Source organism: Planococcus koreensis (assembly GCF_004761975.1).
Lineage (GTDB): Bacteria > Bacillota > Bacilli > Bacillales_A > Planococcaceae > Planococcus > Planococcus koreensis.
In genome coordinates, this window is the sequence record NZ_RQII01000050.1 from 17265 (window position 1) to 34095 (window position 16831).

Consider the following 16831-nt stretch of genomic DNA (forward strand, 5'->3'; position numbering starts at 1 on the left):
GAGATTATGCATGAAAAAGATCATTGATTTTTCCCTGAACAATAAATTCGCGCTGTGGATCTTGACGATCATGGTGGTTGTTGCCGGTTTATTCGCCGGATTGACGATGAAACAGGAATCGATCCCGAATATTACGGTCCCTGCACTGACAGTCATTACGCCGTACCCAGGCGCTGCGCCTGACGAAGTGATGAACGAATTGACGGTGCCGATCGAACAGCGCATCCAGAATTTGAATGGCGTCGAATTGCTGACGTCGTCGTCACTCGCAAACGCGTCATCGATCCAAGTCCAATTCGATTTCGATACGGACATGGACGAAGCGCTGCGTGAAGTCGAAAGTGCCGTGTCCGAATTGACCTTTCCGGACGGCGCGAGCGAACCTCAGATTTCCCGCATCAGCATTGATGCATTCCCTGTCCTGACACTTAGCATCAGCGACGAAGCGCAGTCTCTTGAAGAACTGACAAAAACAGTGGAAGACACGGTAATGCCTGAAATTGAAGGCGTTGCCGGTTTGTCGGACGCCCAAATTTCCGGCCAGCGTTTGGAGAAAGTCACCATGGCTTTTGACGAAGAAGCAATGGCCCGCTATGGATTGACGCAAGATGCCGTGCAGCAATTGATCCAAGCATCGAACCTGACTTTCCCTCTCGGCCTGACGGAATTTGGCGGCGAGATTAAAAACTTGGTCATTGACGGCAATGTGGCAACAGTCGATGATTTGAAAGAATTGCAAATTCCAGCGGTTCCGCAAACAGCACCAACTGGAGAACCGGCTCAAGCCCCTTCAGGCATGGAAACCCCACCTGATGCAGCAACTGCAGTTCCCGCACAGGTTCCGACGGTCGCTTTGAGCGAACTTGCCGAAATCGAAGTCGTCAGTGAAGCCGAATCGATTTCGCGCACAAATGGCGAAGAATCGATCGGCATCCAGATTGTCAAAGCGCCTGACGCCAACACGGTGGAAGTGGTCAATGCGGTGAAAGACATTGCAGCCGATTTGGAAGAGGAATATGGCCTGACGATCACGACAACGTTTGACCAAGGCGAACCGATTGAGCAGTCTGTTGAGACGATGCTCAGCAAAGCGCTGTTCGGCATCCTGTTTGCCGTTGTCATCATTTTATTGTTCCTGCGCAGCTTCAAAACGACGATCATCTCGATCATTTCGATTCCGTTGTCGCTTTTGATGGCGATTTTCCTTTTGAACCAGCTGGACATCACCTTGAACATCATGACACTCGGCGCATTGACCGTGGCAATCGGCCGCGTCATTGACGACTCAATCGTCGTTATCGAAAACATCTACCGCCGCATGGCTCTGCCCGGCGAACCGCTGCGCGGCAAAGCGTTGATCCGCGAAGCGACGCGTGAGATGTTCGTGCCGATTTTCTCATCGACAATCGTCACGATTGCGGTATTCCTTCCCTTGGCACTTGTCAGCGGGCAGATCGGCGAATTGTTCCTGCCGTTCGCTTTGGCCGTCGTATTCGCATTGACGGCTTCCTTAGTCGTCGCAGTAACAATCGTCCCGATGCTGGCGCATTCCATGTATGCCAAGCAATTGAACGGCAAGCTTGCCAATAAAACCAGCCATCACGACGAAAAGCCAGGCAAATTGGCGGGCATGTACAAGCGCGTCCTGGAATGGTCGCTGAACCATAAAATCATCACGTTCGGCGCAGCTACTGTCTTGCTTGTGGCCAGCTTGTTCCTGGTGCCGGTCATCGGCGTCAGCTTCCTGCCGGAAGAAGAACAAAAAATGGTCATGGCAACGTATTCGCCGGAACCTGGCCAGACGCGCAGCGATGTCGAACAAATCGCCACTGACGCAGAAGGTTTGATCAGCGAGCGTGAAGGCGTTACCACTTACCAATACTCGCTCGGCGGAGAAAATCCAATGGCCGCCATGTCCGGCGGCGGCAATAATTCCGCGCTGTTCTTTATTGAATACGACAGCGAGTTTGAGAACTTCAGCGAAGAAGGCGGCAAACTCATCGAGGAGCTGAACAGCAGCACCGACGCTGGGGAATGGAAGACGATGGACTTCGCTGCTGTCGGCGGAAGCGGCCTTGAGCTTTTCGTCTACGGCGATAATACGGAAGACATCCAGTCCGCCATCGACCAGATCCAGCCGCTTATGGAAGACAATAGCGGCCTGGAAAATGTAGAATCGAGCCTGACGGAAGCGTATGAGCAATATACGCTCGTTGCGGACCAGGAAACGATGAGCCAATACGGCCTGACTTCTGCACAAGTCGGCATGGCGCTGCGCGGTACTGGCCAAGCGCCGGTGTTGACGACCGTGCAGCAAGACGGCAAAGATTTGGATGTCTATATTGAAATGCCGGAAACCGAATATGCAGACATCAATGATGTCACGGAGATTGAAGTGCCGACTTCGCTTGGCACAACGGTCGCAATCGGCGACATCATGGAAGTCGAAGAAGGCCGTTCGCCGGATACGATCAACCGCCGCGACGGCCAGATGTACGCTTCGCTGACAGCGGACGTGCTTGGCAACAATGCATCTGAAATCGCGGCTTCACTTGATGAAAGTGTCAACGGCCTGGAATTGCCGAGCGGCGTTTCAGTCGACCAGGGCGGTGTTGCGGAACAGATCAACGAATCGTTCACGCAGCTCGGACTGGCGATGCTCGCAGCCATCGCGATCGTCTATTTCGTCCTTGTCGTGACATTCGGCGGCGCTTTGGCACCATTCGCCATCCTCTTCTCCCTGCCGTTCACAGTGATTGGCGTGTTAGTGGCGTTATGGATGACAGGCGAACCGTTGAGCGTCAACGCTTTGATCGGCGTCTTGATGCTGATCGGCATCGTGGTCACCAACGCAATCGTGCTGGTTGACCGCGTTATCCACAAAGAGAAAGAAGGCTACACAACACGCGCCGCTTTACTTGAAGCTGGCACGACGCGCCTTCGCCCGATCCTGATGACGGCCCTTGCGACTATCGGCGCCCTCATTCCGCTTGCCATTGGCGCGGAAGGCGGCGGCTTGATTTCGAAAGGCCTCGGCATCACGGTAATCGGCGGTTTGACGAGCTCGACATTGCTGACATTGGTCATTGTGCCGATCGTTTACGAAGTCGTATCGAAATTCCATAAGAAACAAGTGAATTAAAAGCCAAAAGCGGGCACACTCGATGAGGAGTGTGCCCGCTTTTTCGTGTTTTATTGAAATACGCTCTATTGTCGTCGGAATACGCTCTATAAGGCTTTAAATACGCTCCATTGCGAATGAAATACGCCCCATTGCAGCCGAAATACGCTTCTGCCGCCGAATCCACCACACTGACGAAACATCAGCGGGCCTTTCCCATTATTTAGCCAGCAAAAATTCGTAGACTTGCTCATCGATTTGATTGTCCTCTGTCCAGCGGTCGTCGAAGTTCTCGCTCAGAGCGAACGTCTTCAGCGCATCTTTTACTGGCCCTTCATAAGCAGGATATTCCGTGTGATCGAGCAACGCCAACTCAGCGAGCTTGCGCTTCACCTCTTCGAACACATCGCCTTCTAAAGCCAAAAAATTCTCCGACGGTGAATTGAATAATTGATGGAGCTTGTAGAGCCGCTGCAATTCGTCGATTGGCTCCGGATGGTCGTCGACACGCAAGTCCACTTTGACATCGTTGTAGCCGCCGTAGCCCGCGCTTTCCTGCTGCACATAAACCGCTGCCGATTGCTTGCCGCGGCTGTCGCCCCCTGCCTGCTGGGCGGCGGCAAGCGCTTCAATCAAGCGTTCGGCAAGCGTTCCAGCTGCGCGTTCGAATGTTTCGCTCATCGCAGTTACCGTCTCTTCGCTGACGAGGATATTGCCTTGCGCTGAATGATGGCGGCCGATCTTGTGGCCCGCCCAGTCGTAGCATTCCGCACCCGTGAATGCAGCCGCTTCGCCATTCGCGCTGACAATCGCAACTTGCCGCAGGCTTTTGCCTTCGTCAGAACCAACAAGTTCTTCAATCACTTCTTCCGGCGATAAACCTTGCTCCAGCAGCGTCAACCCTCTTGGCCCATAAGATGTGTTCGCCCATGATTGCGTAGCGACAGCGCCGACATTCGCTTTGACCCAGGGCACCACCGAACCTACTGCCAGAAATTTGGATTGCACCGCCACCCCGACTTCCCCTGTTGCAGGATCTGCCGCTGCTATCGAAAAAGTCGCTACTAGTTTATGTTTGCTGACTTGCTTCATTTATAAATTCCCCCATCCGTCTATTTATCAGAATAATTAAATCTTACCTTCCCCTGAAATCCATGTAAACTTTTTTGCGGTTGGCTAGATTCAACAATAGCAACAGCAAATACCCATAAAACAAATTTTTATCACAAATACAACCCAACTATTAATTTTCAAAATTATCTGATATAATAGAGTCATATAAAATCTGAATTTTCAAATTAAAAACACATACATAGTAAAATCGCCTCACCTTATTTCTATACATAGCCGGGAAGAGCCCGGAAAAACAAAAGGGGTGAGAACCGTGGGAAGTAAACTAGTTAAAGTTATTGCTGCGCTGATGCTCATATTGTTCACGACATTGTCGTTCTCTCTAAATGCGGAAGCGGCCGCTTCGACCTACGTCACAAAAGGAAGCACAACAAAAAAAGTGGTGGCATTGACGTTTGATGACGGCGCGGACGGCGCGAACATCAACAAGATTCTTGGCATTCTGTCGACCAATAAAATCAAAGCCACATTCTTTTTGACGGGATCTGGCGCCGCCAACCATCCAACGTCGATCAAAAACATCACCACGCAGGGCCATGCCATTGGAAACCATTCCTACTCGCATCCGGATTTCACTAAATTGACAGCTGCCCAGATGAAAGCGGAACTCGATAAAGCGGAAGCCACAATCAAAAACATTACCGGCAAAACATCGAAACCGTTATTCCGCGCGCCTTTCGGGGCAGTGAATTCAGCTGTGCTATCAGGAGTCGGCGCTGCGGGCTACACACATACCATCCAATGGAATATTGACACAGTCGACTGGAAAGGTGTTTCATCGACTGCCATTACTGATAAAGTGGTCAATAATATCGTCCCGGGCTCTATCGTCCTAATGCACACTGGAGCTGGGGCATCCGGTACGCCAGGCGCATTGCCGGGCATGATTTCAAAACTGAAAGCGAAAGGCTATTCATTCGTGACAGTCCAACAGCTATTGAATATGCCAACAGCTGGTGGAACGTATTACACAGTCAAAGCCGGGGATACCTTGTACAGCATTGCGCTTAAATACAAAGTCACCGTCGCTGCTTTGGCCAAAGCCAATAACATCACCAATTACAACTTAATCCGGGTCGGACAAGTGCTGCTCATTCCAGGGACCACCACTCCGCCTCCGGCAACAACTGTCAAATATACCGTTAAAGCAGGCGACACGCTTTACAGCATTGCCACAAAATACAAAGTCACCGTCGCAGCTCTGGCTAAAGCCAATAACATCACCAATTACAACCTGATTCAAGTTGGCCAGGTATTGATCATTCCGGTAGCCGCACCGCCAGTGGCAACAGTCAAGTACACCGTCAAAGCGGGCGATACGCTTTATAGCATTGCCCGGACGTATAATACGACCGTCGCTGCCATTGCCACTGCCAACAAAATTGCCAGTCCGTACATCATCCAAGTCGGACAAGTGCTGATCATTCCAAAATGACGGTGAGCTATCCGCTCCAACGCATTGCTTCATTACAAAAGGATGCGCTAAATTCAGCGCATCCTTTTCGCCATGGCGATTCTGCTCTTTCAATCGTCCGTTTGGATATAGTCATTTCTCGCTAATCGTATTATAATAAAAGCCGGAATAAGTACAGCAATGATTTAGATTTTGGAGATGAGACCGTTTGGAGTTAATCCTGATCGTTAAATTCAGTTTACTGGCGATAAGCGTTATTTTTGCCTTGATCGCCTTGTCCATTCATTTGAAAGCTTATAGCGCCCATAAGAAAACAGGTGCTGAGCGAATCAGCCGCTATGCATACCACCAAAAAACGAAAAAAGCATTCGCCTTTTATGCCGCTTTTGCTGTCACGGCCATTATTGCTTTATTTTTATAGCACACAAAAACGCTTGGAAAACTCCAAGCGTTTTTTTCATGCATTTGAAAAAACCAAATCCACTTCTTTTTGCAAGTCGGCAATCAGCGGCACTTGACCATTCCGCTCCCACACTGCATTGACAATCCCCTGGTAATACCAGGCCTGCTGCTCTTTGCCTCTGTTGAAGCGGCTCCATACTTTTTCGCCATGGCGATCGATATCGAGCCGAATGGAACGCAGGTTGTGCAATTTATCGGCGATGATGACAGCCAGCTCATCATCCGAGCGCTGCGCAAGAGATGACATTGTATGGCGTTTGCGGTCTTCCCAAGGCAGCGATTTGTCAGGCTCAGACGCTGCTTCAACAAGTTTCAGAACCACCGCTCCGAAAAGTGTTAAAATTTCTTCTGCGGTTGCTGATGTATCTTCGAGTGTATCGTGCAATATACCGGCGGCCACCACTTCAGCTCCATGCCCAGCTTCCTGCAGCAGCATCGCTACAGCGAACGGATGGCTGATGTATGGAACGGCTGTGGATTTGCGCATTTGCCCTGCATGTTTGACAGCGGCGAATTGAATCGCCTGATCGATAATCCCTTCCATCTCCTCACACCTTTCTTCCCACAGTATAGCGCGCTTGTCCAACAAAAGCCGGATTGCGGTATTCACACTCACTTTATCTACAGATGTCATTCATCCTTTTTAAAAGATAAGCGGAAAATTTTTGAAACTTTCTACACCCTTCGCATTACCTTTTGCGCCTTTCAGGGTATAATCAATCTATAAAAAGGGCCTTAAAAGCTGGCTGTTCTCTCTAACGCTGTTAGTTCAAGAAAAGAAGTCCAGTTTTGATTATAGTGACCATTAGAAATGAGGAACATAGTTGAAAAAGATAATTTTTACGGTATTTACGCTTCTGTTTTTATTGGCCTTGCCGATGTTGGTATGGCATTTCCAAGAAACCGAGCCGCTTGCAGTTGCAATCATCGATAAAACGGTGCCTACAGAGAACTACCGCGAACATCATGGCTTGACGTGGCTGCTGAATTACAGCGGCTATACAAAAGATGGCGGCAGTGCTTACAAAGAAGATTCGGATTTCTACGGATTTTTGCCGAATGAAGAAGAAAAGGATTACTCGATCCGACAAGTGCCGGATACGCTCGAAGGTTCGGATTTGATTTATGTAGCGGATACCTATGGTGTGTACGAAGAAGATCTCAGCTGGAACTCCAGCACCGGCGATGCTCCCTCCCTCATATACGGCGGCATGGACATGGCCGAATGGGAAACCGTCAAAAGGCAGGTTACTAACGGCGGCTCCGATTTGGTCGTCGAATTCAATTCCTTTTCTTCGCCCACCGATAGCCCAGTCCGCGAAGACATGACGGAATTTCTTGGCGTTTCTTGGACAGGCTGGAGCGGCCGTTATTTCAAAGAACTGGCCGGTTCCGATGAAGAAGTGCCGGCGTGGGTCATTTCACGCTACGAAGATGATAACAGTACATGGGATTTTCAAGGAAGCGGTTTTGTTCTCGTGAACGACAAAGAGGAGAGGATTGTTGTGCTGTCGGAACAAAGAAATGAGGTCGGACCCGATGGCATCCGCATGCAATTCAGCGGACAAGGGGCGGAACGTTTCGGGCTTAGCAGCTCCCCTGCTTTCCAGTATTGGTTCGACATCAGTGAAGCGAAGGCAGACGAATCCGTCATAGCGGGCTACGACTGGGATCTGACTAGCGCCGGTTCGAAGATTTTACAGGATAACGGCATTCCTGAAGCGTTCCCAGCCATCGTCCGCCAACAAAAAGACAATGCGGATGCGTATTATTTTGCAGGTGACTTTGTGGATATCAGCAAGGTGCCTAGTTTTTATCAATATGCGGGCTACAGCAAAATCATGTCCTGGCTGTCCCTCGCCCAGCCTGAATCAGAGACGAGTTTTTATTGGCAGACTTACGCCCCTTTGATGGATAAAATCTTGGGTGATGCAAAAAATCAGCCGCAGCAACTTGCCCATGAAACCATCCAAGCAGAGCAAGACGGCATCAATTATCCATCCCGTATCAACGGCCAGGAGTTTGAAGTCTTCCAAGACGGCGAATGGCGGCCGATGACCATCAAAGGCGTCAATATGGGCATGGCAAAACCGGGCACTTTCCCTGGTGAAGCCGCCATCTCGCAAAGCGAATACGAACGCTGGTTCAAGCAGATTGCCGATATGAACGCCAATGTGCTGCGCATTTATACGCTTCATCCTCCCGGCTTTTACGAAGCCTTAAAGCGCCACAACGAAACGGCAGAAGAACCGCTTTACCTGCTGCAGGGCGTATGGATTGATGAAGAGCCATTAGCCGAAAAACTGGATGCTTTCGACCCAGAAATAACTGAGCGCTTTCAGGGAGAAATCCGCATGCTTGCAGATGTGATCCATGGCAAAGCAGAAGTCGGACCGGAGCCGGGGCATGCATCCGGTAATTATACAGCAGACATTTCGCCCTACGTGATTGGCTGGGTCATCGGCATTGAATGGGATCCCGTAATGGTGGAGGAAATGGACCGGCTCTACCCGGATCTCGGTGACTTTTCCGGCACCCACATTTACACGGAAAACGCCAACCCGATGGAACATTGGCTTGCCCAGCAGCTTGATGGACTTGCTAAATACGAAATGGAAACATACCAAAGCATGCGCCCGCTGAGCTTCACGAACTGGGTGACGACCGATAATCTTGAGCACCCGGCTGACGTTGGAGATATTGAAGATATCGCTACAGTGGATCCAAACCACATCAAAGCCAAAGAAAACCTATCGGAAACAGGAATGTTCGCTTCCTACCACGTGTATCCCTATTATCCGGACTTTTTGAATCTCGAGGAAAAATACACCGAATTTATTGACCACCGCGGGGAACGCAATAATTATGCGGGTTATTTAAAGGACTTGAAAGATTCACATGAACTGCCGATCCTCATCGCAGAATTCGGCGTTCCCGCTTCCCGCGGCAAGACCCACGATAACCCGTTCGGCTGGAACCAAGGATTCATCTCGGAAAAACAGCATGGCGATATCGCACAACACCTGTATGAAGATATTATAGAAACAAATATGCTGGGCGGCATCGTTTTCACTTGGCAGGACGAATGGTTCAAGCGGACCTGGAATACGATGGATTACGACAATGCCGACCGGCGTCCGTTTTGGTCGAACGCCCAGACAAATGAACAGCAATTCGGGCTGCTGGCGTTTGACCGCCATAAAGTGAAAGTGGACGGAGAAGATGACTGGGATTCCGGAACTGCACTGTATAAAGATGATAAAGGCAAGATAAAATCGTTGGCTGCAGACCATGACGAACGCTATCTTTACATCAAAACAACATTCAATGAAGACGCGAAGGAGTGGCTGGGCAAAGACACCTTCAATCTATATTTCAGCATCCGGGAAGATGGTGGAATTTCCTTCAATCCGGCGCCTGGTGAAACCGCGAAAGCCGATTTTCAGTTGGCGATCAAAAGTAAAGAGTCCGCTCGCTTGTTGGTAGCGGGCGATTACGATACCTTTTATTATGATTATGCAGTAAAACAAAAATTCATCCCCCAATCCAAGAAAGACATTACAGAAGAATTCCACCCTATCCGCCTAGCGCTGAACAAAGAAATCACCCGGCCCGATACTGGCGAAGTGATTCCGTTCAGCTCTTATGAAACAGGCGTCCTGCAATACGGCATCGCAAATCCGGATATGGCGCAATACGATTCGCTGAATGACTGGTTTTACTCGGAAGACACCGGCGTTCTTGAAATCCGCATTCCATGGATGCTGCTGAATGCCAAAGACCCGAGCAACAAGGAATTTATCGGTGATCTTCAGAAAGATGGAATCGAAGCATCGATGAAGATTGACGGCATCGGCATTTCCGCTGTGCTGGCGGACAGCGAAAACACCATCATCGATTCTACGGGTCTTGGCAAACAATCCTTCTACACGTGGGAAAACTGGGCATTGCCCGAATCCGAAGAACGCCTCAAGCAGTCGTATTTCATTCTCCAGGACTATTTTGGCGGAATTAAATAAAGGAATCGCAGCAAGCGTTCCTGTTATAAAAGCAAAGAGGTATCGGATTTTGTCCGATACCTCTTTCCGACTGTAGACAAAATCTAATCAACATGAATAACTGTGTATACCCCAACCATTCTGGCCACTTCGCTTTCCGTGGGCTCAGCTTCAGCCTCCTCGTCACTGACGTTCCTGCGGGGTCTTCAGCCTTCGCTGTCCCACAGGAGTCTTCGTGGCCAGACCGGTTGTTAGCATGTAGCTCTCATTAAAGAGAGTAACCAACTCCTCCACTTTTCGTAAGCAATCTCTCAAGGATTCGGAGCGCAATGCGGCGACTCCTGCGGAAGAACGGAGTGATGAGACCCCGCAGGAGCTTGCGACGAGGAGGCTCAGCGCTTCGTCCGCGGAAAGCGTCCGCATGGAGCGCAGAATCCTGTATACGTAAGATGCAATGACTTTTTATTCTTTAACTAACATAAATATTTATTTTTCTACTACCGGAAAGAGGTATCGGATTTTGTCCGATACCTCTTTTTTACGGGCTATCTTCTTTCGAAAAAACGCCCTGTCTTTCCATATTGCCCCAAGCTGCATTTTTCTTGAACGCCAATACGAGGCCTTCCACGCGCCAAGCGTTCATGACGATGCGATACCAGAACGACTCCGTTAATGCGAAAAAGTACAGGATGAGGATACTTTTGACATCCGGGTATTTGTGATAGGTCCATTCTTCCAGCAGCACAGCGAGTGCTGACAAGAGAGAACCGTATAAAATCATCACCAGCAGCATGATTAGCACGATGTCGGCATCAACGAGTGAAAACAGCAGTGAAGCGACGATAAACGCATAGCCGAGCACTTCAAACACCGCACTCAATAACTCGATGAGCAGGAAATAAGGCATTGAGAACATGCCGATGCCGCGGTATTTCGGGTTCAAAATCATTTTCCGGTGGATCCAGATGGTTTCAGCCAGCCCCCGCTGCCAGCGGATCCGCTGGGCGCGCAGTGAAGCGACAGTGCTTGGGGCTTCTGTCCAACAGACGGGGTCCTGGATGTATTCGATGCGCTGCTTTGATTTTTCGTCTTTGATCGAGCGGTGGATCCGGACGATCAATTCCATGTCTTCCCCGACTGTTTCCCGGTTATAGCCTCCAACTTTCACGACGCGGCTTTTTTCAAAAACGCCGAATGCACCCGAGACGATCAAAAGGATATTGGCGCGGCTGAAGCCAAGTCGGCCGATGAGAAACGAACGGAAATATTCGATGATCTGCATGATTTCAAGAGGGCTTTTTGGCAAACGCACTTGTTGGACAGAACCGTTGACAATGCGGCAGCCATTGGCGATGCGTACAGTGCCGCCGGTCGCCGTAACCAGTCCATCCGAATCGATGATTGGCTTGATCGTTTTCAGCAATGCGTCTTTTTCAAGGATCGAGTCGCCGTCTATCGCCGCAAAATATGGATAATGGGAGAAGTTTATTCCGGCGTTCAATGCATCCGCCTTGCCGCCATTATTTTTTTCGATTAAAAAAAGATGCGGATGAAGCTTTGACTGAAAAGCCCGAACCATCAATTCTGTTTTAAAATAACTGCGGGCTGCAAGATCGATCGGCTCCATCTCAAAACGGTCTATAAGCTTCGCACTGGTGCTGTCCGTCGAACCGTCATTGATGACGACCACTTCAAATTGCGGATAGTTCAAAGCGAGCAATGATTGCACCGTGCTGGCGATTCCTGTTTCTTCATTGAACGCGGGAACAAGAACAGAAACAGGATATGTGTCTTTATTAATCGACATGCCTTCGATCTGTTCGAGGCGATTCAATTTTTTCTCACGGTTGATTTTGGGTCCAGCAATCGTAAACAAGCCCAAATAAATTAAATTCGCCGTCAGCATATAAATGATGATTGCCCAGCCGAGCCCTTCCAATACCATTTTCAACATATCGTCGTTCATGAGGCCACCCTGCCTTTCCTGGTCAACATATGCTTCGCGATATCACGCGCGTATGCATCGTTGCTCGTTGCAGCAATGTCCTTCAATAAATTCGAACCGCCCTCTAAGCCGTAAATATTGTCTGCCGCTGCAAAGCGAACCCACCAAACGGGATCTGTAAACAGCAGCGCCATCGGCTTTTTGTATTCATCAAGTTTGCATGCGCCCGCCAATTTGGCCGCATACATCCGCTCTTCCCAGAAAACGGATTTGAAAAATCCGGCCAGCATAGACGGATTCGATATTTTCTCATAGTCGCACAAGCTTTTCATCGCTTTGATGCGCACTTCTTTTCGTTCGTCATGAATCATTTGCTCGACAAAAGGAAAGAAGGCTTCATTTTTCTGTTCGCCATTAAAGGTGATAAAAGCGAAGAGCAGATTCTGCGGCACTTCTTTGCGGGATTCGATGTGTCCAGCCAAATCCGACAATAGCTCCGCGTCCATCCTCACGAGCAGTTCTTTGATGAACCCGACGGATAAAGGCGGCTCGGTAAATAAGGCTTCGCTGATGCGGCCTTCTCCTAATACTGCAGCTGCACGCAAACATTGCCGGTACTCTTCGTCGCGCTTGTGCAAGCCTTTATAATGCATGTATAGTTCTTCCCGCAACTCCACCATTTTGAAATCTTCAATGAAATAAAGGCAATTGATCCGCTCCGCCCATGTACCTTTTTTCAGTACAACTTTGTATCTTTCGGATAAGTGGAGCTGGGCCAACTCTGTAATTCTTTTTCCGTTTAATGCATTTGCATCGGCATGGACCATATTTTCAAGCAAGCGTTCTACCGCAGCTGTTTGAAAACGATTTGCTGCCGGAGCATCCGGCTGCGAGAGCAGACTTCCGGAAACATAGTCCTTATACTGGGGCTGCAGCCTGGTAATTTCTGCATTAATCGTATTTTCATTGCGGATCATAACCGTTTTCCAGCCCGCCAATCCTATTAATAATATAAATTGCACCATCAGTAAAATACCGATTAACCAAACAAAAAAGCTAGCCATATTCTCACCCCTATCCCAGTAAACTTTAATTATTATGTTAAATATCAGTTATTATTGTAAATATAAAACAGTTAATATTCCAATATTACTACATGCAAAGAAAGAAAACTATAAAAAAAGCACTTCCTGTGTGGAAGTGCCTTGGCTAGTTTTCTGGCAGCTGCTCTCCAAGCTGCTCAATCCATCTATCATACCCTTCACCCATGAGATGAAGGCCGTCAATCGTGATTTCTTTTTGCAGCTGTCCGTTGCCATCTTCGAAATGCGGATGCAGATTTACATATTCGCTATTATTGTCTGCTGCCACTTTTTCAAGAATCGCATTGAAGTCATCAACTCGGCTGTTCGGCAAATCGTTATTGAAGCTGTCGTTATTGACCGGCAGCAGCGATTGCAACACCACACGAGTTTTTTCTTGGTCAAATGACTGAACAATCTTTTCCATGTTTTTCGCGTACGTTTCTTTTTTCACGCCCGCTGCAATGTCATTGACGCCAATCATGATATACACTTCTTCCGGGTTCCGCGACACGACTTCATCTATGCGGTTAAGCACGCCTTTGGTCGTATCTTCAGCGATTCCGCGGTTCAGGACTTTTTCATCCGGAAAATATTCCTGGAAATCCCCATGGTCGGTGATGCTGTCACCGAGAAAAATCTTGTCGGCACTTTCACCTTCAAGCGCTTCAAAAATATCTTTTTTCTGGCGATAATACTCCGGGAACTCCTCTTTCGATTTCATCGCTTGGTATTGTTCTTCTATAAAGCCCATACCACCTTGTTTATTGACAATGACCCCTGCCGCTCCGATCAGCAGTACATTTACTGCGAGCGACGCAATCAATAATGTTTTCTTCATTTTCACCTTAAGCCACTTCCTATTTCTCTGAGATGTAAGGGCATGCGCCCAATACATTTTATTGCCTTCTTCCGGCATTCTTAAACTTGACCGCCAATTCCCATTTTTCGGTGAGCTTCTCTTTCGCCAAAAAAGAGCCGCTCCGAAACCCGGTTACCACCGGCTTCAGAACAGCTCAAGTTCAATTACCCTAATCCTCGTTCCACACTGCTTCCCATTCGATAATTTCGTAATCTCTTGCCCCTTCCACGATAAAAGGGTCTTGTTTAACAAACTCCTCGCATTGTTCATAGGAATCTGCCCGGTAAATTACCAGTCCGCCAGATCCGTCCGTGAATTTGCCATTGACGCGGACATGCCCTTCATCCCTCATCTTCTCAAGAAACGCCAAGTGATCCGGACGGTACAGCGCGCTTTTTTCTTTATCAGCCATCGGCAGCAGCACAGCAAAATACTTCATGGAATCCTCCTTTCAATTAAACAGTTCAGCTCATTTATCATACAATTTTCCCCTTGGAAAATGCCATCGCAGCGCTTTAAATCCATCCCCAATTAAATTATCCGCTGTAAGGCTCCCGTTTGCTGGAGCAGCAACTCGTGGTAGAAGTGTTCCAATTCCATCCAAATCGCTTCATTGCTGTAATTGGCTTCAGCATGGACTTTGCCGTTCGCGCCAAGCCGCTGACGCAAAGCTTTGTCATTGATGAGAAGTTCCAGCCTATTGATAACTTCTGCACCATTTTGGGGATTCACCAATAAACCCGTTTCCCAATCACTGACTGTGTCTCGCGCTCCTGTCACATCACTCACAATGACCGGTTTTCCGGCAAGCGAAGCTTCAATCGAAACATTGCCGAACCCTTCTCTTTTCGTCAGGAATAAAAATATATCCATCATATGGAAATAAGGAATCGGATCTTTCTGGTAGGGAACAAGAATGATGGATTGATTATCGAGGATTTCCTGTTTCGTTTTTTCATCCACCGGATCACCCTCTTCAAAATCTCCCACCACCAGCAGCCGGAGCTGCGGATATCTGCGGCTCAAGCCCAGAAAGGCCGCAACGGTTTCCGCAACTCCTTTGTCTCTTGTGATGCGGCCCATGAAGCCAACTACGAGATGATCCTTTGACAAGCCAAGTTCTTTTTTGAGGGAATCGGTTTCCATTCGCCGCTCATCATCCAATTCAAAATCTGCCAGGTTAAAGCCGTTGAGGCTGCCATTCCCTAAAACCTTGATCTTTTCTGGCGCAGCAATGCCATAGGAGACCAATTGCTCTGAGAGGCTTGGCGAGACGGATAAAATATGCGTCGCGGCTGTCGCTGTAATTTTCTCAGCCGTCAGCAATATCAATCTTTTCAGCCCTGTAGTCGTTTCCAGCCTTAACCCAAGCACATTATAAATCCGGATTGGCACTCCGGTTATAAAAGCTGCGAGCATGGCGATCAATGCTGCTTTTGGAGTGCCAGCATTGACGATATCCGGCTTTTCTTTATAGAACAGCTTCACACACGCTATCAATGAGGATAAATCTTTCAAAAGGGAGATTTCCCTTTCCATTTCCACATTCAGTACTTTGACACCTTCCGCCTGTTCATAATCTTTGATGTAATCCCCTTTGGAACTTAACGCTTTTGTCTCATACCCCTTGTCTTCTAAATAAGCCAGCTGCCCCTTCATCAACTTCAAGGTCTGCGCTACAGTTACAGCATGGATCACCTTGCCCGCCATATTCCCCCCGCCTCTCCAAATGTAATCAATCTCTTTTTTTCAGATGTTTCCCAATTTCAGTGCAGGCGCCTGAATCTGTTCGACTAAGATGTGGGCATAATCTGTGGGGTTTTCCGCCTTCAATGAGAACACTTTCTCACTATTGCTGATCAGTTCTGTCAAGACCGCTTTCTCCTGGGCTGCTGCATGCTCGATATCCAGCTCCGGGTTAAAAAACTCATACGCAGTTAAAAATGGCGATTTTAAATAATGAAAAGCATTGCGGTTCAAATTCAGCATTTTCCGCACCGCCTCTGCATCATCTTGGATGGCGACCTCATCGACACCTCTCTCCAAGATGGCGACATGAGTGACAATTTCTTCATCAAGGATAGAACCTGTATCCACGTAATCCGTTACAGGCTTCGCCTTGGAGAAAGAGACATATTCAAGAGGCGGCAATATTTTAACTGCCTTATTTTTCATTTTCGATGCAGTGCTTTGCTCCATATTGGAATAGAACCTGAACGTACTCGTCCAAGGCACTGAATAGATTTTTGTGCCGTCGGTGATGGCCAGGTCTTCTGCGATAAACTGAGCGCCATGGTCCATGCACGCCATCATGCTGCTCAAGGTTTTTCCAGTGCTTGGCGGCGCGAATACGGCCACAGCCGCATCACCTTTTTTAAATGCCGAACAATGAATTGGCGCGTAACCTTTTTTCAATAACAGCAATGTGGCTAAATCGGTCAGGATATAGCCGACCGAATGGAGATTCATGATTCGGTGTGTGATGAATTTATAGTAATTCGGATTAAACGTGATTTTCGGTTCTTCTGACAATAGATTTTCAGCTTTGATCCTGAGTTTCATCCGCATAGCAAAATTGCGGGTATAGTAAATTACCCCAGCCCCGGGATCGCCATTGAAATAATGGTATTTCCCCAGTTTTTCCAAACCTTCGTCTTCATTAAAATCTTCGATTGCCAGATGCAGCTTGACTTCACATTGTTCGTAATCCTCTTGGGACGCTTCCGGCATATTGTGGCCGAACGACCATTTAAAGTCTTTGGCATTGGTTTTGATGGCCAGCAGCCCTTTTGCTGCAATATAATAATGCATCACTC

Annotated in this window: 12 protein-coding genes; 4 read left to right on the plus strand and 8 right to left on the minus strand. The window is 48.4% G+C overall.

Features of this window, described 5'->3' with window-relative positions:
- Nucleotides 1–10 precede the first annotated feature (10 nt).
- The gene (locus EGV91_RS11760) at nt 11–3142 is read left to right on the plus strand and encodes an efflux RND transporter permease subunit (RefSeq protein ID WP_135503971.1); all 3132 of its coding nucleotides are present in this window, start codon (nt 11–13) and stop codon (nt 3140–3142) included.
- A gap of 198 nt (nt 3143–3340) precedes the next feature.
- Here EGV91_RS11760 and EGV91_RS11765 read toward each other — a convergent pair whose 3' ends face one another.
- Nucleotides 3341–4213, minus strand: a complete 873-nt coding sequence (locus EGV91_RS11765) for a DUF1028 domain-containing protein (protein WP_135503973.1) — start codon at nt 4211–4213, stop codon at nt 3341–3343.
- A gap of 328 nt (nt 4214–4541) precedes the next feature.
- Between EGV91_RS11765 and EGV91_RS11770 the strand changes: the two genes are divergently transcribed.
- Both EGV91_RS11770 and EGV91_RS11775 read left to right on the plus strand, forming a co-directional pair.
- On the plus strand, nt 4542–5687 hold the full coding sequence (locus EGV91_RS11770) for a LysM peptidoglycan-binding domain-containing protein (RefSeq protein WP_135504008.1): 1146 nt from the start codon (nt 4542–4544) through the stop codon (nt 5685–5687).
- A gap of 187 nt (nt 5688–5874) precedes the next feature.
- Nucleotides 5875–6087 carry a hypothetical protein gene (locus EGV91_RS11775; RefSeq protein ID WP_135503975.1) on the plus strand — a complete coding sequence of 71 codons (213 nt, stop codon included), beginning with the start codon at nt 5875–5877 and terminating at the stop codon, nt 6085–6087.
- A 36-nt stretch (nt 6088–6123) separates the two neighbouring features.
- Here the strand turns inward: EGV91_RS11775 and EGV91_RS11780 are convergent, their stop codons facing one another.
- On the minus strand, nt 6124–6762 hold the full coding sequence (locus EGV91_RS11780) for an HD domain-containing protein (protein WP_241666178.1): 639 nt from the start codon (nt 6760–6762) through the stop codon (nt 6124–6126).
- A gap of 190 nt (nt 6763–6952) precedes the next feature.
- On the opposite strand from EGV91_RS11780, the gene EGV91_RS11785 reads away from it, so the two are divergent.
- Nucleotides 6953–10147 carry a hypothetical protein gene (locus EGV91_RS11785; protein WP_135503977.1) on the plus strand — a complete coding sequence of 1065 codons (3195 nt, stop codon included), beginning with the start codon at nt 6953–6955 and terminating at the stop codon, nt 10145–10147.
- Between the two features lie 517 nt (nt 10148–10664).
- On the opposite strand, the gene EGV91_RS11790 is transcribed toward EGV91_RS11785, so the two are convergent.
- From EGV91_RS11790 to EGV91_RS11815, 6 genes are all read right to left on the minus strand, one after another.
- Nucleotides 10665–12092, minus strand: a complete 1428-nt coding sequence (locus tag EGV91_RS11790; RefSeq protein WP_135503979.1) for a glycosyltransferase family 2 protein — start codon at nt 12090–12092, stop codon at nt 10665–10667.
- Nucleotides 12089–13135 (minus strand): HEAT repeat domain-containing protein, encoded by a 1047-nt coding sequence (locus EGV91_RS11795; RefSeq protein ID WP_135503981.1) that lies wholly within the window; start codon nt 13133–13135, stop codon nt 12089–12091. Before EGV91_RS11795 ends, EGV91_RS11790 begins: the two co-directional genes overlap by 4 nt.
- A gap of 145 nt (nt 13136–13280) precedes the next feature.
- On the minus strand, nt 13281–13994 hold the full coding sequence (locus EGV91_RS11800; protein ID WP_175580309.1) for a GDSL-type esterase/lipase family protein: 714 nt from the start codon (nt 13992–13994) through the stop codon (nt 13281–13283).
- Nucleotides 13995–14184: 190 nt separating this feature from the next.
- A complete protein-coding gene (locus tag EGV91_RS11805; RefSeq protein WP_135503984.1) occupies nt 14185–14454 on the minus strand; it encodes a YciI family protein in 270 nt (89 codons plus the stop codon).
- Nucleotides 14455–14546: 92 nt separating this feature from the next.
- On the minus strand, nt 14547–15725 hold the full coding sequence (locus tag EGV91_RS11810) for a glycosyltransferase family 4 protein (RefSeq protein WP_135503986.1): 1179 nt from the start codon (nt 15723–15725) through the stop codon (nt 14547–14549).
- A 39-nt stretch (nt 15726–15764) separates the two neighbouring features.
- Nucleotides 15765–16829: a hypothetical protein gene (locus tag EGV91_RS11815; protein WP_135503988.1), complete on the minus strand. Its 1065-nt coding sequence runs from the start codon at nt 16827–16829 to the stop codon at nt 15765–15767.
- Between the last annotated feature and the right edge of the window lie 2 nt (nt 16830–16831).

Coding starts and splice junctions, on each gene's coding strand:
- EGV91_RS11810 (WP_135503986.1), bottom strand. CDS start 15,725: ATGGCGGGCAAGGTGATCCATGCTGTAACTGTAGCGCAGACCTTGAAG.
- EGV91_RS11800 (WP_175580309.1), bottom strand. CDS start 13,994: ATGAAGAAAACATTATTGATTGCGTCGCTCGCAGTAAATGTACTGCTG.
- EGV91_RS11790 (WP_135503979.1), bottom strand. CDS start 12,092: ATGAACGACGATATGTTGAAAATGGTATTGGAAGGGCTCGGCTGGGCA.
- EGV91_RS11765 (WP_135503973.1), bottom strand. CDS start 4,213: ATGAAGCAAGTCAGCAAACATAAACTAGTAGCGACTTTTTCGATAGCA.
- EGV91_RS11780 (WP_241666178.1), bottom strand. CDS start 6,762: ATGACATCTGTAGATAAAGTGAGTGTGAATACCGCAATCCGGCTTTTG.
- EGV91_RS11805 (WP_135503984.1), bottom strand. CDS start 14,454: ATGAAGTATTTTGCTGTGCTGCTGCCGATGGCTGATAAAGAAAAAAGC.
- EGV91_RS11770 (WP_135504008.1), top strand. CDS start 4,542: ATGCTCATATTGTTCACGACATTGTCGTTCTCTCTAAATGCGGAAGCG.
- EGV91_RS11760 (WP_135503971.1), top strand. CDS start 11: ATGAAAAAGATCATTGATTTTTCCCTGAACAATAAATTCGCGCTGTGG.
- EGV91_RS11795 (WP_135503981.1), bottom strand. CDS start 13,135: ATGGCTAGCTTTTTTGTTTGGTTAATCGGTATTTTACTGATGGTGCAA.